This window comes from Halococcus salsus, assembly GCF_009900715.1.
Taxonomy (GTDB): domain Archaea; phylum Halobacteriota; class Halobacteria; order Halobacteriales; family Halococcaceae; genus Halococcus; species Halococcus salsus.
In genome coordinates, this window is sequence record NZ_JAAAJC010000001.1 from 489,075 (window position 1) to 514,345 (window position 25,271).

General features: G+C 67.1%; 33 protein-coding genes. 11 read left to right on the forward strand and 22 right to left on the reverse strand.

The window, feature by feature from the left end:
• Window positions 1-86 precede the first annotated feature (86 nt).
• On the forward strand, window positions 87-1,805 hold the full coding sequence (locus tag GT355_RS02550; protein WP_160133192.1) for a beta strand repeat-containing protein: 1,719 nt from the start codon (window positions 87-89) through the stop codon (window positions 1,803-1,805).
• 122 nt (window positions 1,806-1,927) lie between these two features.
• On the opposite strand, the gene GT355_RS02555 is transcribed toward GT355_RS02550, so the two are convergent.
• Entirely contained in the window at window positions 1,928-2,680 is a 753-nt protein-coding gene (locus GT355_RS02555; protein WP_160133193.1) for a ribonuclease H-like domain-containing protein, read from the reverse strand.
• A gap of 92 nt (window positions 2,681-2,772) precedes the next feature.
• Here GT355_RS02555 and GT355_RS02560 point away from each other — a divergent pair, with 92 nt between their 5' ends.
• Window positions 2,773-3,045 (forward strand): AbrB/MazE/SpoVT family DNA-binding domain-containing protein, encoded by a 273-nt coding sequence (locus GT355_RS02560; RefSeq protein ID WP_120070188.1) that lies wholly within the window; start codon window positions 2,773-2,775, stop codon window positions 3,043-3,045.
• Window positions 3,042-3,464: a type II toxin-antitoxin system VapC family toxin gene (locus GT355_RS02565; protein ID WP_160133194.1), complete on the forward strand. Its 423-nt coding sequence runs from the start codon at window positions 3,042-3,044 to the stop codon at window positions 3,462-3,464. Before GT355_RS02560 ends, GT355_RS02565 begins: the two co-directional genes overlap by 4 nt.
• 73 nt (window positions 3,465-3,537) lie before the next feature.
• Here the strand turns inward: GT355_RS02565 and GT355_RS02570 are convergent, their stop codons facing one another.
• Genes GT355_RS02570 through GT355_RS02585 form a run of 4 tightly spaced genes read right to left on the reverse strand, consistent with a single transcriptional unit; the run spans window position 3,538 to window position 7,185 of the window.
• Window positions 3,538-5,271 (reverse strand): acyl-CoA carboxylase subunit beta, encoded by a 1,734-nt coding sequence (locus tag GT355_RS02570; protein WP_160133195.1) that lies wholly within the window; start codon window positions 5,269-5,271, stop codon window positions 3,538-3,540.
• Between the two features lie 60 nt (window positions 5,272-5,331).
• Window positions 5,332-5,487 (reverse strand): hypothetical protein, encoded by a 156-nt coding sequence (locus GT355_RS02575; protein WP_160133196.1) that lies wholly within the window; start codon window positions 5,485-5,487, stop codon window positions 5,332-5,334.
• A 1-nt stretch (window position 5,488) separates the two neighbouring features.
• Entirely contained in the window at window positions 5,489-6,391 is a 903-nt protein-coding gene (locus GT355_RS02580) for a class 1 fructose-bisphosphatase (RefSeq protein WP_160133197.1), read from the reverse strand.
• Window positions 6,388-7,185, reverse strand: a complete 798-nt coding sequence (locus GT355_RS02585; protein WP_120069290.1) for a class I fructose-bisphosphate aldolase — start codon at window positions 7,183-7,185, stop codon at window positions 6,388-6,390. The genes GT355_RS02580 and GT355_RS02585 overlap by 4 nt, the downstream gene beginning before the upstream one ends.
• 142 nt (window positions 7,186-7,327) lie before the next feature.
• Between GT355_RS02585 and GT355_RS02590 the strand changes: the two genes are divergently transcribed.
• The gene (locus GT355_RS02590; protein WP_160133198.1) at window positions 7,328-8,767 is read left to right on the forward strand and encodes a DHH family phosphoesterase; all 1,440 of its coding nucleotides are present in this window, start codon (window positions 7,328-7,330) and stop codon (window positions 8,765-8,767) included.
• Here GT355_RS02590 and GT355_RS02595 read toward each other — a convergent pair.
• From GT355_RS02595 to GT355_RS02615, 6 genes are all read right to left on the reverse strand, one after another.
• A complete protein-coding gene (locus GT355_RS02595) occupies window positions 8,764-9,060 on the reverse strand; it encodes a PRC-barrel domain-containing protein (RefSeq protein WP_160133199.1) in 297 nt (98 codons plus the stop codon). The two genes, GT355_RS02590 and GT355_RS02595, sit on opposite strands and share 4 nt — an antisense overlap.
• Window positions 9,061-9,402: 342 nt before the next feature.
• A complete protein-coding gene (locus tag GT355_RS02600; protein ID WP_160133200.1) occupies window positions 9,403-9,786 on the reverse strand; it encodes a PIN domain-containing protein in 384 nt (127 codons plus the stop codon).
• 5 nt (window positions 9,787-9,791) lie between these two features.
• Window positions 9,792-10,229 (reverse strand): hypothetical protein, encoded by a 438-nt coding sequence (locus GT355_RS02605; RefSeq protein ID WP_160133201.1) that lies wholly within the window; start codon window positions 10,227-10,229, stop codon window positions 9,792-9,794.
• Entirely contained in the window at window positions 10,226-10,507 is a 282-nt protein-coding gene (locus GT355_RS02610) for a helix-turn-helix domain-containing protein (RefSeq protein ID WP_160133202.1), read from the reverse strand. The genes GT355_RS02605 and GT355_RS02610 overlap by 4 nt, the downstream gene beginning before the upstream one ends.
• 115 nt (window positions 10,508-10,622) lie before the next feature.
• A complete protein-coding gene (locus GT355_RS17925; protein WP_192927949.1) occupies window positions 10,623-10,787 on the reverse strand; it encodes an HEWD family protein in 165 nt (54 codons plus the stop codon).
• Between the two features lie 97 nt (window positions 10,788-10,884).
• On the reverse strand, window positions 10,885-12,489 hold the full coding sequence (locus GT355_RS02615; RefSeq protein ID WP_160133203.1) for a catalase: 1,605 nt from the start codon (window positions 12,487-12,489) through the stop codon (window positions 10,885-10,887).
• Between the two features lie 224 nt (window positions 12,490-12,713).
• Between GT355_RS02615 and GT355_RS02620 the strand changes: the two genes are divergently transcribed.
• The 3 genes from GT355_RS02620 to GT355_RS02630 all read left to right on the forward strand — a co-directional run bounded on the left by GT355_RS02620 (window position 12,714) and on the right by GT355_RS02630 (window position 14,799).
• On the forward strand, window positions 12,714-13,268 hold the full coding sequence (locus tag GT355_RS02620) for a class I SAM-dependent methyltransferase (protein WP_160133980.1): 555 nt from the start codon (window positions 12,714-12,716) through the stop codon (window positions 13,266-13,268).
• Window positions 13,269-13,362: 94 nt separating this feature from the next.
• Window positions 13,363-13,953 (forward strand): class I SAM-dependent methyltransferase, encoded by a 591-nt coding sequence (locus GT355_RS02625; protein ID WP_160133204.1) that lies wholly within the window; start codon window positions 13,363-13,365, stop codon window positions 13,951-13,953.
• Between the two features lie 66 nt (window positions 13,954-14,019).
• Window positions 14,020-14,799: an SDR family NAD(P)-dependent oxidoreductase gene (locus GT355_RS02630; RefSeq protein WP_160133205.1), complete on the forward strand. Its 780-nt coding sequence runs from the start codon at window positions 14,020-14,022 to the stop codon at window positions 14,797-14,799.
• Between the two features lie 6 nt (window positions 14,800-14,805).
• Here the strand turns inward: GT355_RS02630 and GT355_RS02635 are convergent, their stop codons facing one another.
• Window positions 14,806-15,663, reverse strand: coding sequence for an alpha/beta hydrolase (locus GT355_RS02635; RefSeq protein ID WP_160133206.1), 858 nt, complete (start codon window positions 15,661-15,663; stop codon window positions 14,806-14,808).
• A gap of 69 nt (window positions 15,664-15,732) precedes the next feature.
• On the reverse strand, window positions 15,733-16,188 hold the full coding sequence (locus GT355_RS02640; RefSeq protein ID WP_160133207.1) for a DUF7992 family protein: 456 nt from the start codon (window positions 16,186-16,188) through the stop codon (window positions 15,733-15,735).
• 102 nt (window positions 16,189-16,290) lie between these two features.
• Here GT355_RS02640 and GT355_RS02645 point away from each other — a divergent pair, with 102 nt between their 5' ends.
• From GT355_RS02645 to GT355_RS02655, 3 genes are all read left to right on the forward strand, one after another.
• A complete protein-coding gene (locus GT355_RS02645; RefSeq protein WP_160133208.1) occupies window positions 16,291-17,061 on the forward strand; it encodes an NAD(+)/NADH kinase in 771 nt (256 codons plus the stop codon).
• A 23-nt stretch (window positions 17,062-17,084) separates the two neighbouring features.
• Window positions 17,085-17,534, forward strand: coding sequence for a DUF7313 family protein (locus tag GT355_RS02650; protein ID WP_160133209.1), 450 nt, complete (start codon window positions 17,085-17,087; stop codon window positions 17,532-17,534).
• Window positions 17,535-17,859: 325 nt separating this feature from the next.
• Entirely contained in the window at window positions 17,860-18,753 is an 894-nt protein-coding gene (locus tag GT355_RS02655; protein WP_160133210.1) for an NAD+ synthase, read from the forward strand.
• A gap of 9 nt (window positions 18,754-18,762) precedes the next feature.
• Here the strand turns inward: GT355_RS02655 and GT355_RS02660 are convergent, their stop codons facing one another.
• From GT355_RS02660 to GT355_RS02695, 8 genes are read right to left on the reverse strand one after another with little or no spacing between them, the layout of a single operon-like run.
• The gene (locus tag GT355_RS02660) at window positions 18,763-19,035 is read right to left on the reverse strand and encodes a DUF7314 family protein (protein ID WP_160133211.1); all 273 of its coding nucleotides are present in this window, start codon (window positions 19,033-19,035) and stop codon (window positions 18,763-18,765) included.
• The gene (locus tag GT355_RS02665; RefSeq protein WP_160133212.1) at window positions 19,028-19,369 is read right to left on the reverse strand and encodes a DUF7315 family membrane protein; all 342 of its coding nucleotides are present in this window, start codon (window positions 19,367-19,369) and stop codon (window positions 19,028-19,030) included. Before GT355_RS02665 ends, GT355_RS02660 begins: the two co-directional genes overlap by 8 nt.
• A gap of 4 nt (window positions 19,370-19,373) precedes the next feature.
• Complete coding sequence (locus GT355_RS02670; RefSeq protein ID WP_192927950.1) at window positions 19,374-20,195, reverse strand: cytochrome bc complex cytochrome b subunit; 822 nt, start codon at window positions 20,193-20,195, stop codon at window positions 19,374-19,376.
• Window positions 20,195-20,989, reverse strand: a complete 795-nt coding sequence (locus GT355_RS02675; RefSeq protein ID WP_120069321.1) for a cytochrome b — start codon at window positions 20,987-20,989, stop codon at window positions 20,195-20,197. Before GT355_RS02675 ends, GT355_RS02670 begins: the two co-directional genes overlap by 1 nt.
• The gene (locus GT355_RS02680; protein WP_192927951.1) at window positions 20,986-21,894 is read right to left on the reverse strand and encodes a ubiquinol-cytochrome c reductase iron-sulfur subunit; all 909 of its coding nucleotides are present in this window, start codon (window positions 21,892-21,894) and stop codon (window positions 20,986-20,988) included. The genes GT355_RS02675 and GT355_RS02680 overlap by 4 nt, the downstream gene beginning before the upstream one ends.
• A gap of 2 nt (window positions 21,895-21,896) precedes the next feature.
• Entirely contained in the window at window positions 21,897-22,286 is a 390-nt protein-coding gene (locus tag GT355_RS02685; RefSeq protein ID WP_160133213.1) for a DUF7318 family protein, read from the reverse strand.
• Window position 22,287: 1 nt separating this feature from the next.
• Window positions 22,288-22,848: a plastocyanin/azurin family copper-binding protein gene (locus tag GT355_RS02690; RefSeq protein WP_120069326.1), complete on the reverse strand. Its 561-nt coding sequence runs from the start codon at window positions 22,846-22,848 to the stop codon at window positions 22,288-22,290.
• A 58-nt stretch (window positions 22,849-22,906) separates the two neighbouring features.
• Window positions 22,907-23,788 (reverse strand): DUF7319 domain-containing protein, encoded by an 882-nt coding sequence (locus GT355_RS02695; protein ID WP_160133214.1) that lies wholly within the window; start codon window positions 23,786-23,788, stop codon window positions 22,907-22,909.
• Window positions 23,789-23,875: 87 nt separating this feature from the next.
• Here GT355_RS02695 and GT355_RS02700 point away from each other — a divergent pair, with 87 nt between their 5' ends.
• Window positions 23,876-24,361, forward strand: a complete 486-nt coding sequence (locus tag GT355_RS02700; RefSeq protein ID WP_160133215.1) for a DUF7321 family protein — start codon at window positions 23,876-23,878, stop codon at window positions 24,359-24,361.
• 191 nt (window positions 24,362-24,552) lie between these two features.
• Here the strand turns inward: GT355_RS02700 and nth are convergent, their stop codons facing one another.
• Window positions 24,553-25,236: an endonuclease III gene (nth, locus tag GT355_RS02705; RefSeq protein ID WP_160133216.1), complete on the reverse strand. Its 684-nt coding sequence runs from the start codon at window positions 25,234-25,236 to the stop codon at window positions 24,553-24,555.
• Between the last annotated feature and the right edge of the window lie 35 nt (window positions 25,237-25,271).

The window sequence follows — 25,271 nt, forward strand, 5'->3', positions numbered from 1 at the left end:
ACACCGAACACGGCGACGAGTGCGATTTCGGCCGCCGCAGTCCGCGCTGCCGTACCGCCGTTGCCGTCTCACGGTAGCTATACACAATGACACGAACCAAGGCATATCGGAGCGTGAGTCTCGCGGTGCTGGTGGTGCTGTCGGCCGCGGTCGGTGCGGTCGCCCTCACCGGCCCCGTCGGCGCACAGGAGTCCGGCGAGAACGCCACGAACGCGTCCGACGGGAGCTTCTACAGCCCGTCGGATGACGACCCGCTGAACGTACGGTTCCGTAACTGCTGTGGGACCACCGTCGACTCGGTCGCCGACGGCGTCCTCAACCTCAACGTCGTCTACGGGCTGTTCGACGGGGCCTACGACCTCGACATCTCCGCGTCGGGGCTCAGCGACGACGAAGTCGACGAGATCGTCTTCGACGACGAGAGCAGCGACGCGACCGACCTCGACCGCACCGACATCGTCGGGATGGACTTCAGCGGCGTGCCCGCCGGCGAGTACGAGTTCACGGTGAGCGTGGCCGACGGCGACGGCGAGGCTACGGTCCCGATCGAAGTCACCGGCGACGAGGGCGCGACGAACGAGACGAACGCCTCGGCGGCGAACGAGTCGGTGAGCAACGAAACCGCGAGCAACGAGACGACCGCCAACGCGACCGACGCGTCCGGCAACGCCTCGATAGTGGCGAACCCCGCCACGCCCGGCAACGAGAGCGCGTACCACAACGTCTCGGTCGTGGCCGGTCCCGAGGCGGAGGGGAACCTCTCGTCGGTGACGGTGAACTACGGCGACAGCAACGCCTCGATCGGGCTGGTCGGCGGCAACATCGCGTCGGCCACCCTCGACGGTGACCAGGTCGTGAACAACACCACGACCTCGTCGATCGGCGTCGACGGCCGGAACCTCACGGTTGGCTTCGATGGCACGCTCGACGTCGAGGAGGGTGACCGGGTCACGCTGAACTACACCGGCGTCACCAACCCGACCGAAGCGGGCGAGTACACCGTCGGGGTCGGCGTCAACAACGAGAGCCTCCAGAACACCACCCTCGCGGTTTCGGGGAACGGAAGCGCGAACGCGACGACGGGTGAGACCAACGCAAGCGACGCGAGCAACGCATCGGCCACCAACGCGACGGACACGTCCGGCAACGCCTCGATAGTGGCGAATCCGTCGGCCGCGGGCAACGAGAGCGCGTTCCACAACGTCTCCGTGGTCGCCGGGCCGGACTCCGAGGGCAACCTCTCGTCGGTGACGGTGAACTACGGCGACAGTAACGCCTCGATCGGGCTGGTCGGCGGCAACATCGCGTCGGCCACCCTCGACGGCGACCAGGTCGTGAACAACACCACGACGGCGAGCATCGGTGTCGAGGACCGAAACCTCACGGTCGGGTTCGACGGGACCCTCGACGTCGAGGAGGGCGACCGGGTCACGCTGAACTACACCGGCGTCACCAACCCGCCCGAGTCGGGTGAGTACACCGTTGGTGTCGCCGTCAACAACGGCAGCTTCCAGAACACGACCCTCGCGGTTTCGGAGAACGAAAGCGCGAACGGGACCACCGGCGCGGGAACGACGAGCGCCGGCACGACCGCTGGCGAGACCGGTGCGGGAACCGCCGAAACGACCGCGATGGGCGGCACCAGCGGCGGGGCGGCGACGAGCGGTGATGCAGGAACGAGCGGCGGTGCGGACACGAGCGGCGGTAGCGAACAGGGCACCGAGGCCGGCGGCCCCGGCTTCGGCGTCGTGGTCGCGGTCGTCGCGCTTCTCGCGGCCACGCTGGTCGCCGTGCGCCGGCGCTGAGTTCGGTACTCCGTCTCTGCTCGCGGTTCGTCTCTTCTTCCCTTCTTCCGCTATCCGAACGCGATTACACTGCCGAGCGCCGCCGCTGTCGGGTAGATGGTGGGATCCGATATCGGACGGCTTTATCGGCCGTCACAGGCCGCGACGAACACGTCGTCGTGGAGGCGGTCGGTGACGATGTCGAGGAGGTTCTCGAGGTTCTTCGTGTCGGCACGGTTGTACGAGACGAGGGTGTCGAGCGCGTCCTCGTCCCCGCGTTCGTGGGCGTGCCAGAGTCGCACCGCGTCGCGACCGGAGAGGTCGGGCCGGTCGCGGTCGATGCCGACCTCGCGTTCGATGGCCTTCAGCCCGCCGGTGAGGTCGAGCTGGCGACAGGCGTACAGCAGGTCGAGGTGGGGACGGTCGATGTCGAGGTCGAACGACTGTTCGAGGAACGGCACGTCGAACCGCTTGCCGTTGAACGAGACCAGCAGGTCGGCGGCGCGGAGTTCGGTCGCGAGCGCCGCGCGCGTGAGGTCCTCACCTTGGACGAGGGTGGTGGTCTCGCCGGCGCGGTGGAAGCTCACCGTGGTGACGTCGCTAGAGCGGGCGTCGAGCCCCGTGGTCTCGATGTCGAAAAAGCAGGTCCGCGGGCGGAAGTTCTCGTAGAGCCGCCACCGGCTCCCCGAGGGGAAGGCCTCGTAGAAGAAATCCGCGTCGCCGGCCGCGAGGCGGTCGCGGCCCTGTTCGATGAACTCGCGGATGTTGCGTCCCTGGGCGTCGCCGACCGCGGATTCGTCGAACGCGTCCCAGTGGGTGATCCCCTCGCGCCAGAGCCGGCGTTCGGTCTTCTCGCCGATACCGCGAACCGGGAGGAAGCTGTTCTCGATGCGCACAGGTGGGAGAGACGGTCTGGAAACCTAAACGCTTCTCTCCCGGGACGACCGACGAAAGCGATTAGTCCGTTCCCACCGAAGTGGGATTCGAGATGGCATCGCGTGACGACGAACGAACGATCGACGAGAAGGGCCGGGTCACGATCCCGAAAGCCGTCCGCGAGAGGCTCGGACTCGAACCGGGAGCGAACGTTCGGATCGGCGTCGAGGACGGGCGAATGGTCGTCCGACCGCGGGTGTCGCGCGAGGAGTTCATCGAGACGATGGAGGGGTGTATCACCGAGGAAACCCGCCGGGACGACGCCGAGGAGATGAACCCGATGGACCCGCTCGGACTCGACGACCCGCTCGGACAGGTCGAATGATCTGCATCGACTCGAACGTCTGGATATACTACTTCGATGCAACGACTCCCGAACACGACCGCGTTCGGGCCCCGATGCGGTCGGCGCTCGCGGAGCGATCGGTCTTCGTGAACGCCGTCGTCCCGCTGGAGGTGACTCACTACCTTACCAAGCGACGAACGGGCGACGACTCGTTCGTGGAGCGATTCATCGGACTCGAGACGCTCACCGTCGAAGCGCTCGATCTGAACGCAGTTCGTCGCGCGCACGAACTCCTCACCGAGCATCCCCACCTCGGCATCGGTGGTCGTGATGCGTCGCTCGTGGCGGCGATGGAGCGACGGGGCGTGGACGACCTCTGGACGCACGACACGGGGCTGAAACGTCTCGGTGAACGATTGGAGTGGTTGGTCGTTACCGACCCCGTCGAGGATAGCTGAGGGATGGCCCGGTTTGCCCATCAGTGTTCGACCGATTCCGATAGCGGAGTTTCGCGACGAATTCGTTCGACCGCTACAGCACGGTGCCGTGTTTCTTGTCCGGCAGCGACTTCTCGACGTCCTCGTAGAACGCGAACCGGGCGGCGAGCTCGTCGCGGAGCTCGCTCGGCGGGACGATCTCGTCGATCACCGTCTCGCTCGCCATCCGGTGGACGTCGATGTCCTCGCGGTAGGCCTCGCGGAGCTCGGCCTCGCGTTCGGCGCGTTCCTCGTCGTCCTCGATGTCGTCGAGCCGGTTGCGGTAGACCGCGTTGATCGCCGCCTCGGGCCCCATGATCGCGATCTCGCCGGAGGGGAGGCCGAGGGTCGATTCGGGGTCGTAGGCCGGTCCCGACATGGCGTAGATCCCCGCACCGTAGGCCTTCCTGACGACCACACATTGTTTTGGGACCGTCGCCGACGAGGTGGCGTAGATCATCTTCTTGCCCTCTTCGAGGATCCCCTCCTTCTCGACCCCCGACCCCGCCATGAACCCCGGCGTGTCACAGAGGTAGAGGAGTGGAATATTGTAGGCGTCGCACTTCCAGACGAACTCGGCGGCCTTCTTGGCCGAGTCGGGGAAGATCGCGCCCGCGCGGTGGGCGGGCTGGTTCGCCACGACCCCCACCGGTCGGCCGTCGATACGGCAGAAGGCGGTGACGATCTCGGGGCCGAACTCGGCACCGAGTTCGAGGGTCGAGCCCTGGTCCGCGACGCGCTCGATCACGTCGTGCATGTCGTAGCCCCGGTTCGGCCGTTCGGGCACCACCGAGTCGATGCCGGCCGGCGAGCGTGCGGGCGGGCGAGGGTCGGCGCGTGGCGGCTGCTCGTCCGAGTTGTCCGGGAGGTAGGTGACGAGCTGGGCGACCAGCTCGCGGGCGTGTTCTTCGTCGCGGGCCACCAGATCCGCACTGCCCGATTCGGCCGCGTGGACCTGTGCCCCGCCGAGATCTTGGAGGTCGATTTTCTCGCCGGTGACCATCTCGACCATCCGGGGTGAGGCGATCGCCATCGCGGACATCCCCTCGACCATCACCGTGAAGTCAGCGAAGACGGGGGTGTAGGCCGCGCCCGCGATGCACGGCCCGTAGAGCACGCAGATCTGGGGCACGCGCCCCGAAAGCATCGAGTGGTTGTAGTAGTACTTCCCGATGCCCTCGCGGTTGGCGAAGAAGCCGGTCTGCTGGTCGATCCGGCCACCCGAGGAGTCCATCAGGTAGAGCACCGGTTTGCCGGTCTTCAGTGCGCGCTGTTGCATCCGGAGGAACTTCTCGACGCCCTTGCCGGCCATGCTGCCGGCTTTGACGGTGAAATCGTTCGCCATCACGTGACAGTCCCGGCCCTCGAACTCCGCGGCCCCGGTCAGGAGCCCGTCGGCGGGCAACTGGTCGTCGGCGTCGAACTCGGCGAAGCGGCCGTCCTCGAAGGTCAGGCCACCGTCGAACCACAGGTCGAGCCGGTCGCGGACGAAGAGCTTTCCCTGCTCGTCGAGTCGGTCCTTGTACTTCTCGGGGCCACCACGCTCGATCTCGGCGATCTCCTCGCGGAGGCGTTTCTCGCGTTCGGTCGGGCCGAGGTCTCGCTCCGGGGCCGGCTCGTCCGTTCCGCTGGATGCGTCGGCCGCCGATTCCGGGGGGTCAGCGGTCGCCGCGGGCGTTCCGTCGTCGCCGACGTAGACGTCGACCGACTCGCCAACGTGTTCGGCGAGCGCGCTCCCGATGACGCGCGCTTCCTCGTCGCTCGCCCCGCCGCCGATACGGATGTCCATACTCACCCTGCGCAAGAATTGCGGAAAGCGTTTTCCATGTTCCCGGCGATCGTTCGAGAACTATTCCGCGTCGGTGGGGCCGTCGCCCCGCCGCCGGTCCCTGAGCGCGCGGTAGGCCTCGACCGAGAACGCGACCCCGCCGATCGCGAGCGCCCCGAGCGCCAGCACCCACGGTCCGCGTTGGTCGTCCGCGGTTCGTGCGTCGTGGTCGGCCACGTCACTCACCGTCCGCGAGCGCGTCTTCGAGCCGGTCGATGAGGTCGCGGTTCCCGAGGTAGACGGGTACGCGGTCGTGGAGGTCGTCGGGCTCGACGTCGAGCAAGGAGCGCTCGCCGTCGGAGGAGGCCCCACCCGCCGCCTCCACGATGGCGGCCATCGGGTTGGCCTCGAACTGGAGTCGGAGCTTTCCGTCGGGGTTGGATTCGAGCGCGGGGTAGGCGAATATACCCCCATACGTCAGGACCTGGTTCACGTCGCCGATCATCGCGCCGCCGTAGCGGAGCTTGAGCTCCCCTTCGATCTCGCGGGCGTAGTCGGTGAACGCGGGCGTCCAGTCGGGCACCCGTCCGCCGAAGCCGTAGACCGTCGGTTCCTCGGGGAGTTCGACGCCCTCCGTCGCGACGTGGCGCTCGCCGTCTCGCGGGCGTTGCCCGCTCGACGAATCCGAGGCGCTTCGCGCCTCGCCGTCCTCGATGACGTACTCGGTCGTTTCGCCGTCGACGGCGGCCATCATCGTCGTGATCGGGCCGTAGAGGGTGTAGACCGCGGCCACGAGGTCGTGCCCGCTCGCGGGGAGCGGCGCGTCGTAGACCCCGACGATGGTGCCCATCGAGTTGTTGGGTTTGATGTTCGAGGAGCCGTCGAGCGGGTCGACCGCGACCGCGAGCCCCGAGCCGTCCTCGATGACCTCGTCGCGTTCCTCGCTGGCGTAGCTCCCGATACCGTCGATGGCGAGCAGACGCTCTTCGAGCAACCGGTCGGCGTGGACGTCCGCCGCGAGCTGCGTCTCGCCGCTGGGGTTCTCGCCGTCCTGGTACTCGCGCCGGCCGACCAGTCCCCCCCTGATCTCGGGAGCGGTTTCGGCGAGGGTGTCGAGGACCGCCTCGACGGTGTCGCTCATTCTGACAGCGCGGCGTCGACCGACGCGCCCTCGTGGATGACGGCTCCGAGCGCGTCGAGGATCTGGGTGGGGTTCTCGCGCTGCCAGACGTTCCGGCCGACGGCGAGCCCCGACCCGCCGGCGTCCATCACGGCCTTCACGTCGTTGAGGAACGCCTCGTCGGAGACCTTCGACCCACCGGACATCACGACCTCGATGCCGTTCTCGCCGCCGGCGGCCTGAACGGTGTGCTCCATCGCCTCGCGGCTGCCGGGATACTTGACCTTCGCGACGTCGGCACCGAGTTCGAGCGCCTCGCGGGCGGCGTAGGCGATGGTGTCGCCGCTCGTGTCGTTCTTGAGCCCCTGTCCGCGGGGATACGACCACATCACCATCGGCAGGTCGTGGTCGCGGGCGGCCTCCTGGGCGTCGCGGAACTCCTCGGCCATCGCGATCTCGTTGTTCGACCCGCCGTAGAGGGTGAAGCCGAGCGCGTCGGCTCCGATGTCGGCGGCGTACTCGACCGAGCAGTTCACTGCGCTGTCGGGCTCGCCCATCCAGAGGTTCGAGGTCCCGTTGAGCTTGACGAGCAGGGAGACGTCGTCCTCGTAGGAGGGATAGTAGCCCTCGGCGAGCCCCTTCTGGACCGCGAGCGAGGTGACGGCGTCGTGAGTGGCGGCCTCGAACACCGTCTCCGGGTCCATCCGTTCCGGGAGGTCGGTGAAGTCCGAGGGGCCGTGTTCGAGCCCGTGGTCGTAGGCGAGGATCAGTATGTTGCCGTCGCGTGCGAGCGGCGAGTTCTCGAGCGGAAGCATCGGTCGGACGTCCGCCGAGGACCGACTAATAGTTTGTGTGAGCCCGCCGAATCCACGCCCCTGCTCCGGCCGGAAAAACGATCGGGAGGAACGTCGGGAAACGGATAGGGTATAAGTGTCCCCGTCACAGACGGGACAGATAATGAGCACCGGCATCACGATGGCCTCGATGTCGACCTACGCCATTCTGGGGTGTGGAAGCGTCGGCTACGCCGTCGCCGAGGACCTCGTCGACGAGGGCAAGGACGTCCTCATCATCGACGTCGACGACGGTCGGGTCGAGGCACTTCGTGACCAGGACCTGAACGCCAAGACCGCGGACATCGGCGACGAGGCGGTGCCGGAGGCGGTCGCCGACCGCGACGTCCTCCTGATCCTCTCGACGGACATCGAGGCCAACCGGGCCGCGATCGAGAACGTCCGGGCCGACGGCAGCGAGCAGTTCATCATCGCCCGGGCGTCGGACCCGGTGACCGCCGACGAGCTTCGCGAGGCGGGTGCGGACGCCGTGGTCAACCCCTCGAAGGTGATCGCCGACGCCGCGCTCCGCGCGCTCGAGACTGGGGAACTCGAACACAAGGCCCGCCGGCTCGCCGACGTCCTCGACGACACCGAAGAGCAGCTCGCGATCCTCGCGAACGACAACCCGGGCCCGGACTCGATCGCGAGCGCGGTCGCGCTCCAGGCGATCGCCGAGGCCCGCGGTATCGAAGCCGACATCCTCTACGACGGCGAGATCGGTCACCAGGAGGACCGCGCGTTCGTCAACCTGATCGGGGTCGAACTCCTCGCGCGCGACGCGGTGGAGTTCGATGCGTACGACCGCCTCGCGCTCGTCGACCACGCCCAGTCGATGGAGCGGGCAATCGAACGCCCGATCGACGTGCTGATCGACCACCACGAGCCCGAAGAGGAGTACGAGGCGGCGTTCGTCGACGTCCGTGCCGACGTCTCCTCGACCTCGACGATCCTCACGAAGTACGTCCAGGAGTTCGACCTCAACCTCGACGAGGCGGTCGCGACCGCCCTCCTCTACGGGATCCGGGCCGAGACCCTCGACTTCAAACGCGACACCACGCCCGCGGACCTCACCGCGGCCTCGTACCTCTATCCGTTCGCCGACCACGATACCTTAGAGCAGGTCGAATCGCCCTCGATGAGCCCCGAGACCCTCGACGTGCTCGCCGAAGCCATCAGAAACCGCGAGGTCAAGGGCTCCCACCTCGTCTCGAACGCGGGCTACATCCACGACCGCGACGCGCTCGCACGCGCGGCCCAGCACCTCCTCAATCTGGAGGGGGTGACCACCTCCGCGGTCTTCGCGATCGACGACGAACGGATCACCCTCTCGGCGCGTTCGAAGGACATCCGGATCAACGTCCGGAACGTGCTCGAGGACGCCTTCGAGGAGGTCGGCGAGGCGGTGGGCCACTCCACCGACGCCACGGTCACCATCCCGCTCGGTATCTTCACCGGGCTCGAGACCTCCGACGACAACCGCGAGACGCTGCTTCGGCTCACCGAACAGGCGGTCAGACGAAAGCTCTTCGCCGCGCTCGGCGTCGACGACAACGGGAACTAGGCGGCGGCCTCGGTGTCGCTCTCCTCGTCGGGTTCGCGGAGGCGCTCGATCACGTCGCTCACGAGCACGATGTCGCCCACCGACCGGACCCACCGGAACGGCACGATCACACCGGAAGCACCGCGTGCCCGCCCCGAGAGCGCCTCGCGGTTCAGCCCGCCGACCGCGAGCCCCGTGACGAACTCGGTGTCGAGGTCGAGCCGCACGTCCTCGATCTCGCCGACGTAGGTGCCGTTCGTGGAGTAGACGTCACGGCCGACGAGCGTCCCGATCTCCGTCTGTGTCGCATCCATATCCGGAAGTGCCCCGACGGGAACTTAACTGTTGGCGAGTCGCGGTCATCCATCGATCGCTCGACGGCGTCCCGCTACGACCACTGGGGTTACTTGGCCGGCCTCGCATCGTTCCGGAACGGGCTATGCGTACCATCAGTACAAACGAAACGATATGTGCTGTTTGCGCGTAAAGCGGGGACAGCGGGAATCGGATGTCAGAACTCGGTGATGAACCGGTTCACTCGGTCGTCGGTCAGCCGATTGAAGACCGGTCGCCGTTCCTCGCTCGGCTCTTCAACTCGTTCCACGAAGTCGCTCCGGTCGCTGGTCTTCGATTCGTTTGCGGGGTCCCGTGAGCGGTCAGTAGGTCTCGACTTCGATCCCGCCGACTCGTTCGAACTCACGGACGTTGCGTGTGAGGAGCCGTCGATCGCCGCTCCCGGCGGCTGTCGCGGCGATGAGTGCGTCCACGTCACCGATCTGCTCGCCTGCGGACCGAAGCGCTCGCTGGATTTCGACGGCCTTCTGTGAGATCGGACCCGTGAGGGGATGAACCCTCATCAGGTCTGTTGTTGTGTCGTAGCGGTCGCGCTCGTTCTTCCCTCGGAGGCCTATCCCGACCTCGTAGACGGTGAGTGCCGATAGTCCGACCAACACTTCGTCGTTGTGTAGCTCGTCGAGCTTCGCCTTCGCTTCGGGATCGTTGTCGATGAGATCGATAACGAACGTCGTGTCCAGTATCATTCGTCTCAGCGCTTCTTCGAAAGTTCGTGACGAGTCCGGCCGACTCGTCGATCGAACTGGTCGCGGAACTCACGTGAGCGCTCCCGCAGACGACCGCTCTCCGCCTCGTCGAGCATCCCAACCAGGTCGTAGAGCGGGGTAGTCGATCGGTACGAGGTGTCCCCTTCTTCGAGCCCCATCGCCACGTTGTCTCGGGCTTCGAGAAGATCGCCCGCCGCTTCGGCAGACCTATCCAGCGCCTCCAGAGCCGCTTCGGTGTCCTCGTCGTGGTTCGCTCGAAGCCCCTCTCTTCTCGCTTCCCTAGCGTGTTCACGGGCCGACAGGAGCGCCTCCTGTGCTGTTTCCCCACTTCCAGTGACCCCCGCGGGCGCTAACTCTGCCAGCCACTCCCCCTCCTGGGTCTCCGTGAGTGTTATCCGTTGTTTGTCAGCGTCGGCACTCATGCTCTCACCTCCTGATCCTGTCCATCGGTAGGCTCACCGCTGGCGGGCCACCAAACGACGATCGCCCCACGAACATCGCGTCGTTCGACTTCACCACGGTCGGCCAGTTCGTTTAGCTTCAGACGTGCTGCTTCGCGGCTACAACCGAGCGCGTCCGCGACGTCGCCGGTCGCCATGAACGGGTCCACGGCGTTGGCGAGCACTGCAAGCACCCGATCGGGCGTCACCGTCTCCACGTACCGCCCGTTTTCGTTCCGCTCTCGATCGCCCTGAGCCATGACCGCTCTACGCCGAGAGACGGAATAAGCCTATTGGCGCACTACCAATGGATAGCTTCGTGACCTCCACTCTGTTGTTTCGGGCGGGTAACGGTCCGATGCAAAGAGCGTTTCTTCAGAACGGATTGTACGTGCCGTTGATGTCCCACTCGTGGATACAGTGGGCGTCACCCTCGCGCGCGATCCGCCAGTTGGTCTCCTCGTCGTTCCAGACGTCCTGCCGACCGCACAGCACGCACTCGCGCTCCTGGGGCGGGGAGAGGGGTTCCGGTTCGCTCATACCACCGAATCGGCGGCAGCGGACATTAATCGTACGGGCAGGAGGGCCCGGCGGCGCGATCGGGTCGGGAAACCGGAAGAACGAAGCCGAGGACCGCTCAGTCGTCGTCCTGGGTCGGCGGCTGGGGTTCCGGCTGGTCCTCGACGTCGATGTCGACGAGGTCGTCCACGACCGGGGCATCGGGGATCTCGTCCTCGACCGCGAGGAGTTCGTCGGCGATGATCGATTCGGGCTCGAAGCCGAGCCCCTCCGCGAGGCGGCGGCCGATCCCGGGATCGGCCTTGAACCAGTGGCGGATCTGGCGTTTCTTGATCGCGTCCTCGCTCACGCCGTCCATGTCGCCGACGACGGCCTCGACGAAGCGGTCGCGCTGCTCGTCGTCCATGACCTCCCGGAGCAGGTCGCCGGGCTGTTTGTAGTTGTCAATCCGCTCGCGATGCTGGTATCGGTCGGCATCGCCCGAGACCGTGAGCGGTGGCTTCTCGACCGCGGGCTGCTCGACCGGCCCGCGGAAGGAGTTCGGTTCGTAGTTCGGGCCGGCCCCGTTGTTGTCGTCCATCCGCATCTTCCCGTCCTGATGGTAGTTGTTCGTCTCCGTCTCCTTCGGCCGGTTGACCGGGATGTCCTCGAAGTTGACGCCGAGCCGGTAGCGGTGGGCGTCGTCGTAGGAGGGGATACGACCCTGGAGCATCTTGTCGGGGCTGTGGGCGATCCCGGGGACGACGTGAGCGGGTGAGAAGGCCGCCTGCTCGACCTCCGCGAAGTAGTTGTCGGGGTTCTCGTTGAGCTCCATCTCCCCGACCTCGATCAGCGGGTAGTCGTCGTGGGGCCACACCCGAGTCAGATCGAACGGGTTGATGTCGTACTCCTCGGCCTCCGCCTCGGGCATGACCTGGACTTTGAGCGTCCAGGTGGGGTAGTCGCCTTCCTCGATGGCCTCCCAGAGGTCCTGCTTGTGGTAGTCGGGGTTCTCGCCGGCCTTCTCGATCGCCTCCTCCTCGGTGAAGTTCTCGATACCCTGGTCGGTCTTGAAGTGGAGTTTGACCCAGTAGCGCTCGCCCTCCTCGTTGTAGAAGCTCAGGGTGTGGCTCGAATAGCCGTTCATCTTGCGCCAGGAGGCCGGGATCCCGCGATCCCCGTAGAGCCACGTCACCTGGTGGAGGGACTCGGGCGAGAGCGACCAGAAGTCCCACTGTGGGGTCGGGTCGCTCAGGTCGTTCGCCGGCATCTTCTTCTGGGTGTGGATGAAGTCGGAGAACTTCGAGGGGTCCCGGATGAAGAACACGGGCGTATCGTTGCCCGTCATGTCCCAGTTCCCTTCCTCGGTGTAGAACTTCAGCGCGAACCCGCGCGGGTCGCGAACGGTGTCGGGCGAGCCGCGGGGGCCCGCGACCGTCGAGAAGCGCGCGAACATCGGCGTCTCCTTGCCGACCTCGGAGAACATGTCTGCGATCGTGTAGTCGCTGATATCGTCGTTCGTCACCGTGAAGGTCCCGTAGGCCCCGCCACCCTTCGCGTGGACGACCCGTTCCGGGATGCGCTCCCGGTTGAACTGGGCCATCTTCTCGAAGTAGTGGTAGTCGTCCATCAGCGCCGGCCCGTCCGGACCGGCGGTCCGCGTGTTCTGGTTGTTCGGGACCGCCTCGCCCGAGTTGGTCGTCAGTGCGTCGCGGTCCTCGCCGTCGAAGTCTGCCTCACCCATGTGATGTGTTGGTTCGTCGTCGGACATTTCGAATACCTCTCTCGTCACGTTCGTTGCGGTATCACAAGAACCTGTTTCTCCATTCGATCAACGATTTCCGATGGACGAAAACATACTTGTGTTCCGGTGGCTCCAGGATGGAGCACACGACGGTCGGGAACGCTATCCGACGACCGGTTCCACACGACGACAAGGCTAACCCCGGCGCACGCGTGGTCTCGCGCATGGGCTTTCACACGTTCCCGGTCGAGCGCGCCGACGACCTCGACGACGTCTCGCGGTACGCCTCGCTCTCGGTCGACGAACTGGTGTTCGCGCTCGACCCCGATCCCGAGGCGACGGTCGCGGACCTCGGCAGCGGCGTCGGCTTCTACACCGACGACGTCGCGCCGTTCGTCGGGCGGCTCCACGCGGTCGACGTCCAGCCCGCGATGCACGAGGTCTACCGCGAACGTGGCGTCCCCGCGAACGTCGAACTCGTCACCGCGGGCGTCGACGACCTGCCGTTCGCGGACGACGAGATCGACACCGCGTTCTCGACCATGACCTATCACGAATTTCACAGCGAGGAGGCGCTCGCCGAGGTCGCCCGAGTGCTCCGGCCCGACGGACGGCTCGTGCTCGCCGACTGGACCGCGACCGGCGAGGGGGCCCGCGGCCCGCCGGTCGACGAGCGGTTCAGCACGACGGACGTCGTCGGCCACCTCGAATCCCACGGCCTCACCGTCGAGCGCGCCGACGACCGTCCCGAGACGTTTCTGATCACCGCGCGGGCCTGAGCACGACGGTACGGAGAACCGTTCGTCATCCCCGGTCCAGTGGTCGTCGCGGACGCCGGCATAGCTATCCGTGGATCGAGCCTATCGGGTCGATATGGGAGCAGGAGAAACTGGGTTCGACGACGCGTACGACGGCACGCCACCGTGGGACATCGGCCGCCCACAGCGCGAGATCGTTCGCTTGGCCGAGGCAGGGAAGATAACCGGTGACGTCCTCGACGTGGGCTGCGGAACGGGTGAGAACGCCCTCTGGCTCGCCGACCAGGGCTACACCGTCTGTGGCCTCGATGCGTCCCCACGAGCGATCGAGAAGGCCGAGCGGAAGGCGACCGAGCGCGGGGTCGACGCGACGTTTCTGACTCACGACGCGTTCGATCTCGGGGCCCTCGACCGCCGGTTCGACACGGTGGTCGACTGTGGCCTATTTCACGTGTTCTCCGGCGAGGGGCGCGTGTCGACGTACACCACCGAACTCCACACCGTGCTTCGACCGGGCGGCCGCTGCTACGTGCTGGGATTTACCGGACGCGAACCCGGCCATCAGGGCCCCTCGATGGCGAGGGCGGAGGTCCGGGCGGCGTTCGCTGACGGGAGGGAGATCGATAGCATCGACGAGGTGGCCTTCGAGACCAACTTCGAATCGGGCGAGAGCCCCGCCTGGCTCGCCACGGTCACCCGTCGCTGATCCGCATCGAGCGGGAGCGATCCACGAAGGCGAATCGCTTTGTCGCTGGTGTTCGAGGAGGGAACCATGACCGTCTTCGATGCGTTCAGTCTCGACGGCCGAACGGCGATCGTCACCGGCGGCAACCGCGGCATCGGCCGCGCCATCGCGACCGCGCTCGCGGAGGCCGGCGCGAACGTCGTCGTCGCGAACCGGAACGAGGACTCGGGCGCGGCCGCCGCCGAGGAGATCGCGGCGCGGACAGATGTCGAGACCCTCGCGGTCGAGTGTGACGTCGCCGACGAGGCGTCGGTCGAAGCGATGGTCGAGGCGGCCGTCGAGCGCTTCGGCGACATCGACATCCTGGTGAACAACGCCGGGATCGTCGTCCACGAGGCGATGGAGGCGATGACCCTGGAGGAGTGGTACGCGGTCATCGACACCAACCTCACCGGGACCTTCCTCTGTTCGCGCGCGGTCGGTCGGGAGATGATCGCGGGCGACGGCGGCGTCATCGTGAACGTCTCCTCGATGTCGGCGTTCATCGCCAACCACCCCCAGCGACAGGTCGCCTACAACACCTCGAAGGCCGGGCTGGAGGGGTTCAAGAACCAGCTCGCCTCCGAGTGGGCGGAGTACGGCGTTCGGGTCAACAACCTCGCGCCGGGCTACATCGACACCGACAACGCCGACCAGGCAAGCGACGCGGTCGCGAACGCCGCCGACACCTGGCGCGACGAGATGCTCCACGACGCGATCCCCGCGCCCGAGACGCTCGGTCCGACGGCGGTCTACCTCGCGAGCGACGCCTCGGCCTACATGACCGGCGAGACCGTCGTGCTCGACGGTGGCTACACCGTCCGCTGAGGCCTCTCACTCCTCAATTAGACCGAGTATCGCCGCACAGAGCCGGCTCTCGGGATCGAGGAACCCCTCGATCGCGGAGTAGTGGTCGGCCTCGGGCTGTGGCAACGACCACCCGTCGAGGCCGTGGTCCCGCCACGCGGCCAGGAAGTCCTCGGACTGGCGGCGGAGTTCGGCGGGTTCGTTCTCCCCGTAGGTCACGACCAGCGGCGGCGCGCTGTCGGGGATGTGCCGGATCGGGCTGTGGTCTCTGACCTCGCGCCAGGTGAGTTGGAGCTTCGGTTGGAGCCACGTGTAGGGGAACGGGTCGAGGTCGTAGAGCCCGCTGATCGCACACGCACCCTCGACGACGTCGGCGGGCTTGCCGTAGTCGTCCTCCCAGTCGGTCGTCAGCAGGCAGCCGGTGAGGTGGCCCCCCGCCGAGTGGCCGGAGACGAACAGGCGGTCGGGGTCGCCGCCGTAGGCCGCGATGTTCTCGTGGGTCCAGACGAGCGCCGCGCGGGCCTGGCGTACGACCTCGGAGAACGGAACCGTGGGGCAGAGCGCGTAGTTCATCACGACGGTCGTCACGCCTTCCGAGACGGGGCCTCGGGCGACGAAACTGAAGTCCTCGGCGTGACGGCTGTGCCAGTAGCCGCCGTGGATGAAGAGCAGGACGGGTGCGTTCGACTCCGCTGCGGGGAACACGTCGAGCCGTTCGGGGACCGTGGGACCGAACGAGACGTCGCGGTGGACGTCGAGGTCGGCGCGGGCCCTCCGGCTCTCCTCGACGTAGAAGTCGGCGTAGCGCTCCGCGTCGTCGTTGCGCTCGCCGACGTTGTACTGTGCGTCGAGCTGGTCTTGCGTCTCGAACTCCCGGTAGAGCATGGAACCGCTATCGGGTAGTCGGTGTTCAGTGTTGTGCGGGTTCGGTGTCGCGTGCGCCGAGAACGGTGGTCAGAAGTCGGGGAGGTCGTCGGGAGCCTCGTACTCGGCCTCCCAGTCGATGTAGTCGTTCTTGAGCACGTCACAGACCTCCTGGCCGAGTTCGGTGAGGCCGGCGTTGATCGACGACACCGCGTTCCAGGAGTCGAGGTCGGGGTGGATCTCCCGTTCTTTCCAGTCCTCGGGGAGGCCGGGCGCGTGATAGCCCACGCGGTCGGCGAAGTCGTCCCAGAAGAAATCGAAGCGCTGGACGAGCCCGAGGTCGCGGACGATGGCGAACTCGCGCTCGGTCATCCCGGTCTCGGCGGCCCACGCGGTGAACGCCTCCTCCCACGCCCCCTCTTCGAGGAACGCTTCGAGCTCGTCGCGTCGGTACTCGTCGCCACCCACGTCGGCGTCGTCGTAGGCGTCGGCGTCGACGCCGGATTCGAGGCTCGGCGGTGACGGGGTTTCGACGGCGAGGGACATGGGGGAGGATGGTGGTCGCGCCGAATAAGCGTTCCCCGACCCGCCGGAGAGGGCTGCCCCGAGTCCGCAGTCTTTTGGCCTATCGGCGGTAACGATCGATGAATGACTACCAGCGGGCGGGAGCCGGAGGGGGACCGGCCCAGCGTCGGCGTCGTCGCGCCCGGACGCGAGGCCGGCGGGGTCGTCGACCGGGTTCGCGACGTCGTCGGGGACGTCCTCACCGGGCCCGCGGCCATCGACGCCGAGGCCGTGGTCGCGGTCGGCGACGCCGCGCTCGCGGAACTCGCGGCCGCCGGCGTGTCGATACCCGTACTCCCGGTCGAGACCCGACTCGACTCGCCGGGCGACCCCCTCGAAACCGGGGTCGAGCGGCTCCTCGCTGGGACAGGAGACCTCCGGGAGTACCCGGTGCTCCGGGTCGAAACCCCGGTCGGGGACGGCTACGCCCTCTTCGAGGTGGCCCTCGTGGCCGACGAACCGGCGACCATCTCGGGGTTTTCGGTCGCGACGGCGGCCGGGGCCGACGACGCCGACCCACTCGCCCGGTTCCGGGCCGACGGCGTGACGGTCGCGACACCCGCCGGCAGCCGGGGCTACGCTCGTGCCGCCGGCGGTCCGGTGGTCGCCGCCGGCACCGACGCCGCGGCAGTGGTCCCGGTCGCGCCGTTCTCGACCGACCCCGACCACTGGGTGGTCCCCCTCTCGGCCGTCTCGGTCACCGTCGAACGCGAGGTCGACGTGGCGGTCACCGCCGACGGCCGCCCGCTCGGGACGGTCCCGCCGGGAACCGAGGTCGACCTCGTTCGCGACGGCGTCCTCCGGGTCGTCGCGTCCGGCGGGACCGCCGGGACCGGAAAATCAGAAACCTTCTAAAGGGATCCCGTAGAACGTTCGGTATGATCCCGCTGTCGGTGTTCGGGCCGGTGGATACGCTCCTCGCGGGGAGCGACCATCCGCCGATCGTCTTCGTGCTGGTCGTACTCGCGCTCGCCAACGTCGTCACGCGGGCGGTCGCCCATCGATCGCACGTGAAACAGGCGGACGAGGGCGGCGCGGACGCCATCACGCAGCACCCGGTCCACATCGCGACCACCCTGCTCCTCATCCTCGCCTCGTTCTACCTCGCGACCGTCGAACTTCACTCGGGGATCGTCCTCTCGGTGCTCGTCGTCGGGACCTTCATCGCGGACTTCTTCGAGATCGAAGCCCGTCGGGTCGAGGTCCGCAACGACCGCCCGCTCGGCCGACCGAGCGGGGCCATCGCCGCCTCGGTGCTCATGGTGCTCTACGCCGCCTACATCTCGCTGTTCTTCGTGGTCTCGCCCATCTGGAACGCCGTCATCTGACCCGTCGATTCGCCGTCGACCGATCCTCCCGTCCCAACGCCCGCAGCGACCGCCGTACGGGGCGTCCCGTAGCGCACTTTTGCCGGGGCCGTCACGAGGTGTCGACGGATGAGCCACCTACACGCTCTTCCCCGAACGATATCGGAAGAAATCAGAATATTCTATCTATTTTCGTCGAATTACAACCGAGTACGGCGACCGTATGATTCCTTCGAAGGCTTTTTGCTGTGGCATACGCCAACTACGAAGGTGACGAGTGTAAGATACACAGCGATCTGCCCGGATCCAACGCCTCCGTTCCGGTATCGTGGTCGGGGGGACGGGGATGATTAGCGCGGTCGACCGCCTCCCGACCGCGTCGTTCACGACCGACGAGGCGGGGCTTCGATCGCACGCGGAGCGCATCGAGGCGTTCATCGCCGAGACGGTCGCCGAGGCGGGAGCCGACGGGGTGGTCGTCGGGATGAGCGGCGGGGTCGACTCGACGCTGACCGCGACGCTCGCGGTCGAGGCGCTCGGCTCCGACCGGGTGACGGCGCTCGTGCTCCCCTCGCTCGGAAGCGGCGACCGCCACATCGAGGACGCCGAGGCGGCCGCGGCGGCGCTCGGGCTCGACGCGACCACGGTCGGGATCCGGCCGCTGGTGGACATGTTCGAGGACGTGGTCGCTCCGCAGGTCGGCGACGACACCGACGACCCCGCGCTCGACAACGCCACCGCCCGGCTCCGGATGACGTGTCTCTACTACGCCGCCAACCACCTGGGTCGGCTCGTCGTCGGCACCAGCAACCGGACCGAACTCCTCTGTGGCTACTGCACCAAACACGGCGACGCCGCAGCCGACCTCCGGCCGCTCGCCGGGCTCTACAAGACCGAGGTCCGCGCGCTCGCGAGCCAGGTCGGCGTCCCCTCCCCCATCATCCGGAAACCCTCGACCGCCGACTTCCGACCGGGACAGACCGACGAGGCCGACCTCGGTGCGCCCTACGGTCTGCTCGACATCATCCTCCACGAACTCGTCGACGAGAACCTCGGGATCGAGGGCACCGCCGACGAGCTCGGCCTCGACCCCGAGACCATCGCGGACTACGCCGACCGCCACCTCGACAGCCGTCACAAACGCCGGCAACCGCCGAGCCCCTCGTTCGAGCGGTCGCTGGAGGGCGAGCTGTTCCACGAACTCGAACACACGACGGACCGGTCGGAGACCCGGAGTTGACGGGACCGACTACGACGACTGTCGGTCGCTCCAGGCCGAGCGGGCCTGCCTCGCGGCGGGGATCACGACCCAGAAGGTGAGCGCACCGAAGATCGCGAACCAGAACAGCGCCTCGCGGGTGGTGAGCGCGATCCCGCCGTAGAGGCTCCCGAGGTCTGGCGAGGGGGCGATGAGCTGGGTGGTGCTCTCGAAGCTCTCGGTGTTGTACCAGCTCGAGAGAACCAGCCACCCGAACAGCCCGCCACAGAGCGCGAAGAAACCCTTGGCGAATTCGTCACTCATTCGTGAAGGATTCGTCGCCATCGTCTTGACTGTTTCCCATCCCCGGGGTCCGAAACCGCGTCCCGAGAACGTAGATCCCCGCACCGAACCCGATCAGAGCGAGCCCGAGGAGGGCGAGCACGAGCGAGACCACGCCCTCGGTCGAGACCCCGAGCGAGCTCAGCACGACCGCGAGCGGACCGACCTCGGCGGTGGCGGCGTCGAGGAACCCGAAGCCCGCGATCACGAAGCCGACCGCGAACAGGGTCGAGAAGACGGTGATGGCTTTGTAGACCCGGAGCGGGACCGTGATCTCGCGTGGGCCATCGGAACGGGAGGTGTCGGTTCGGCTCACGACCTCAGCGCGGCGGGCGGAGCCGGTAGTACCGTCGGTTGAGCTCGTACATGTAGCCCTCGCGCATCGTCCGCAACACCGCGTAGGTGATGAATCCCGCCACGAACGGCAGGAGGAACGCGAGGTCGAACAGGAGGTGGCTGTCGATCCACGTCGGGACGAGGTTCTTGACCGCGAGCGCGCTGATCATGATGGCGAACACGACGCCGAACACCCCGACCGACGCCCAGAACGGCTGCTCGACGGGCCGGCGCGCGCTCCCCTTGTTGAGGAAGGGCACGATCGCGATGATCCCGACGACCACGAGGTTCGCGAGCACGCCGAAGGTGGAGTCCTGCATCAGCTTCTGCCCACCGAGCACGGCGAGCTCGGGGTTGAGCGGCCCGAGTTTCAGCAGGCCGAACGACCAGTAGAGATACCAGTCGGGCAGGATGATCGCCGGGGTCGTGCTCGGGTCGGCCGGCGGGGCGATGTGCGGCGGGAGCGCCGCCGCGAGGAAGAAGATCATCCCCACGAAGAAGCTAGTCAACGAGAGGTTGCGGATCATCTCGTGGGGCCAGGTCGGGAAGGCCAACACGTCGCGCTCGACGTAGCTGGAGTCGGTCCGGAGGTCCTGGTCCTCGCGGCGCGAGCGCTCGAAGTACTCGTAGGTCAGCCGGGGCAGGCCCTGGCGGCGCTCCTTGCGCTCGCCCCACGTCGGCGTCTCGTCGTCGGGCGCGACGATCCCCGCGCCGTCGGCCACGGGGTCGGGTCCCGTCTCGGTGGTCGCTTCGTGCTCGTCGTCGGGTCGGTGCTCGGCGTCGTCGGTGGTGCTGTCTCGGGTCATTAGTGTGGCTCCGCGATCCCCTGCATCCAGACGATCCCGATGTGGACGGCGATCAGGCTCGTCACCACGAACGGGAGGAGGAAGACGTGGAGGATGTACATCCGCATCAGGGTGGCCTGGCTCAACGCGAACCCGCCGAACAGGAGCTGGGCGACCCACTCACCAACGAACGGGATGCTCAGGCTCATCTCGACCCCGATCTGGCCCGCCCAGTAGGAGAGCTGGTCCCACGGCAGGAGGTAGCCGGTGTAGCCGAACACCATCGTGAGGCTGATCAGGACGATCCCGAGGATCCAGTTGAGCTCGCGGGGCTCCTTGTACGCCCCGGTGAAGTAGACCCGGAGCATGTGGAGGAAGACCGCGGCGGTCATGACCTGGGCCGACCACCGGTGGAGGCTTCGGAGCATGAACCCGAAGTTGAGGTCGGTCATGATCATCGTGATGGAGGCGTAGGCCGCCGAGGGATCCCCTGCAGTGGCGGGGGCGTAGTAGAACCCGAGCAGCGCGCCCGAGAGCGCCGCGACGATGTAGGCGATGGTCGAGAAGCTCCCGAGCGCGTAGAGGGGATACCAGTACCAGAACTTGTTGTCGAGGTTGTACTGTTCGGTGTGGCTCTTCGGGAGCTGCATGTTGACCTTGTAGTAGAGGTTCTCGAGGATCTCGAGGTAGTCGACGATCCGTAGCCGCTTGTCGAGCCAGAGCAACACCGTGAGGTAGGTCTCCTCGATCGGGGTCAGCTCCTTGCCCTCCATCCAGTCGGCGTGGTCACCCTCGTCGCGGGGTTCGAGGCTCATTCGCCCTCACCCGAACTGGTGCCCTCCGAGCCGCCCTCTTCCTCCTCGCCCACGTCGTCCGGCCGTGGGAGCGCGGTGAACTGGATGCGCTCGATGCTGAAGGGGTCGTAGGCCGACTGGTGACACGGACAGTAAACCTCGTTCGCCGCGCCGAAGCGCGCGCTCTGGTCCGAGGACTTGAACCCGGGGACACAGCAGAAGTGGGTGCACTTGTTGAGCCACGCGATGAACCCGTCCTGGGTGCTCGCGTTCACCCACTGGGCGTTCTCGCCACCCGAGGCGAGCTCCTCGATCCGGGTGCTCCGGAGGACCTGTACCGGGATCGTCTCCTGCGGGGAGAGGTCCTGGGAGCGCCAGGTCGCCATCGCGGGTTTGCCGACGCCGGCGGTCCCGATCTCGTTGTTCCAGGTCTCGTAGTCCTCGAAGTCGCTGACGTTGAGCCGGTCGCCGGCGCTGAGGTCGCTCATCCACTCGTAGCTCGACGACTCCGCCACCCGGAAGAAGTTGTCCTGGTCGGCGTCGGGGACGAGCCCCGGGTAGGTCTGGACCCCACAGTACTGGAACCACTCGCTGGAGTAGGTGTAGCCACCGAGCTGGCTCTGGGCGGTGCTGACCTGCTCGCCGTTGACCGTCCGGGTTCGAACTTCGGGCCAGACGCCCTTCAGGTAGCCCTCGTCGTCGATCTCGATCGGGATCTGGGGCATCGGACGCGGGGCCGGCCCCGCGGTGTTCTCGATCCCGAAGTACTGGGTCGCACCACCGCCCTGTCCGGACGAGGAGGTGGTGAGCTGGATGGCGGAGGCACCCGTGATGCCCGTCGCGCCGAGCGCCGAGGCACCCACGACGCCCTTCACGAACCGCCTGCGTCCCGATTCGGATGGATAGTTGTCTTCGTCGTCTGGCATGGTTATCGCTTGTAGTAGGGGTGGATCGCGCGCTTGATGCTCTCGGTCATCCCCTCGGAGGTCGCGCCGACCCCGTCGACCTGGTCCTCGCGGATGTAGAGGTCCTCCCACTTGCGCCGGCGTTTCTTCACGATCATCACGTCGGGGAGGAACTCCTTGCGGTAGAGCAGGAGGATGAACGCGAGGTCGATGAACACCACCGCGAGCACGCCGCCGAGGAACATGTTGCCGAGCTCGATGGTGCCCCAGCCGTTGATCAGCCCGTAGGCGAACAGCCCGACGAAGACCACTTCGACCAGCGTCAACAGCACGATAGCGATCGCGGCCGCGGTGCTCTCGCGGGCGGGTTCGTAGCGGTGGATGTCGCCGTAGGAGCTTCCGGAGGAGGACATCTCAGTTCCCCCGCTTCGCGTTGGGCGATTCGCCGTACTTCACGAGGAAGAAGGTGTAGACGAGCGAGACCGCCATCATCAGCAGGGTCGCGATCCCGACGAAGTGGGCCTGGATCGGCACTCCCATCTCCTCGGGGTCGACCTCGGTCGCGGCGGCGCTGGCGCTCGCGCCGCCCTCCTGGACGATGACGGTACCGACCATGCCGACCCCCTCGTGGGGCGCACAGTGATAGGGGAACTCGCCGGCCTCCGAAAAGGTGTGACTGAAGGTGATGTCGTCGCCGTCCTCGGGGGGGCCGGAGTTGAACGCGCCGTCGTCGGCGACGACGTTGTGCGCGCCGCCCTCGCCGGTCCACTCCCACGTCACGGTGGTCCCGGGCGCGACGGTGAGTTCCTCGGGGTCGAACGACAACCCCGACCCCGAACCCACCGCCACCGTCTCCGAGCCACCGCCACCCCCGCTTGCGTTGCCGCCGCTCTCTTGGGCGGCGACGGTTCCGGTGGCGGCGGCTGACCCGCCCGCGACGGCGCTCGTTGCCACCAGGAAATCCCGCCTGTTCATACGTGATCGACCACAGGGCCGGGCTCGCATAAGTCCACCGGATACGGATATTCGGTCGCTACGCCGACGGGACCGAGTCGTCGGTTTCCTCGGCGTGGCTCGCGGGGTCGGTACGCGGGTCGTCGGCCCCTGCAGGCCGGTCGGATCTACCGTCCTCGTTGCCGTCCTTGTCCCCGTCGGCCGCCGAAGGCGGTTCGCGGTATCGCGCCGGCAGGAACTCGGGGCGGTCGTCCGAGCCGATCGCGCGGAGTCGGTTGCGGTACTCCTCCGACCGGAATCGGTCCGAGAGCCGTGCGTTCGCGACCTGGAGGAAGAGCAGGAGGGAGAGTCCGACGAAGATCATCCCGGCCACGGGGGCGAAGATGGTTTCGACGGGAACGATCACCCACGCGAGAACGAGCCCCACGCCCGTGAGAAACTGGGCCGCGGCCACGACCTGCAACATCCGGTTGCCGAGTTCGCCGGTTCCCTCGGGGACGTCGTCGGGGTCGGGAAGCAGCTCCCCGTCCGGCGGCGGCGTCGGGATATCGTAGTCGTGCATCGAACACAGCGCGACGGTCGGTTTCACGTCCCGAAGCACGGTCCCTCGTCCCTCGACGCTTCCATCGGGGTGGACCACCGCGTAGCCCTCGTCGGAGTACGCGAGCAGCCCGTCGTCGACGCGTTCGAGCCGGGCGAAGACGTCCCGGTCGGCGATCCGGCTCCGGAGGTCGGCTTCGACCCGACGGAGGAGTCCCTCGCCGGTGATCCACGTCTCGGCGTCGAACGTCGCCTCCCACTCCGCTTCGCTCATCTGGGCCATGTCGCTCGGGCCGAACGAATCGAAGTCGTAGCGCTCGGCGACCTCCTGTCGGAACTCCTCGTCGGTGTCGGCGGCACGAACGTCGGCCTCGTCCGGGTCGTCGGCCCCGCCCGCTGACGGTGGTCGGGAGTCGGCCATCGACTCGCGTAGGTCGCGGGCGGGGTTAGATGTTGCGACCGGGACGGGTTCGGCAAGGCTTTAGCGCCCACGCGGTGGAGGTCGTGTATGCTGGGGCTGACCGACGCGGCGATGGCGACGGTCGCCGCGGTCGCGGTCACGGTCAGCTTTCCGTGCTTTCTCTACGGCGCGTGGATAATGCTCGAAGCCGAAGCCGTCACGTGGAGCGTGCTCACCTACCACCTGAAGTTCATCGCCGTCGGGCTCACGCTCACCACGGTGCCGCTGGTGGGTTGGATGCTCCCCCGCCTCGGCGACCAGCTCGGTGGCGCGTCGGTACTCCACGCCTTCCTCGGGCTCCAGGCCTACGCGATGCTGGCGTTCGGTTTCACGGGGATCGTCCGGATCTTCCGGGCGAAGCGCGAGCACAACCTCTATCACGACTACGACGAGGACGTCCTCCTCTCGGAGATCGGCTCCGAACGGATGGACCACTGGCGGGGGCGGCTCCGGATCGGGGTCTTCGGCTACGTCCTGTTCTGGGTGCTGGCCTACCTCGTCGGTATCGCACGCTACGCGCTCCGATACCTCTGACGACGACGAGGACCGTCACCCCCGCCGCCGCCGAGAACGACGGTCCAGTCGGGAACCGTCGGGTGATGCCACGAGAACGGCTGCAGCCGGACGCTGCGTTCGACTCCGAGAGGTGGGGAACTGAAAATAGCCCTCGACCGTTCACCGAGCTCGAGCGCCGAAACGGGTCGGAACGATCCGAAACGGCGACCTCACCACGCCTCGCCGCTCGCGAGGTCGACGGCCGAGTCGAGCGTCGAGGAGGGACAGATGTCTTCGAGCACGCAGTCCTCACAGTCGGGGTTTCGCGCGGTGCAGGTCGCGCGGCCGTGACTGATGAACAGATGTGTCGAGAGCTGCCAGCGCTCCTCTGGGAACAGATCCATGAGTTCGCGCTCGATCGTCTCGGGTCGGTGTTCCTCTGTGAGTCCGAGCCGGCGCGAAAGGCGCTGGACGTGGGTGTCGACCACCACACCCTCGACGACGTCGTGGGCGTGCTGGAGCACGACGTTCGCGGTCTTCCGACCGACTCCCGGGAGCTCGGTGAGCTCGCCCATCGTGTCGGGCACCTCCCCGTCGTGCTCGTCGACGACCAGCTGGGCCGATTCGCGGATGTAGCTCGCCTTGTTGTTGTAGTACGTGATGGAGTTCAGCGCTTCGGCGAGTTCCTCCTGCGGTGCGTTCGCGAACGCCTCGGGCGAGGGATAGGTCTCGAAGAGGCTCTCGGTGGTCTCGTTCACCCGTTCGTCGGTACACTGCGCCGAGAGGATCACCGCGACGAGGAGTTCGAATCGTGTGGAGAAGTCGAGCGAGATGGTGGTGTCGGGGTACTCGGCTTCGAGCCGGTCGAGCACCGCCGTGGCCTGGGCCTCGCGCGAGTCGAGCGGGGTTCCCATACTCGATAGCTGACCGACCCGAATTTGAGCCGTTC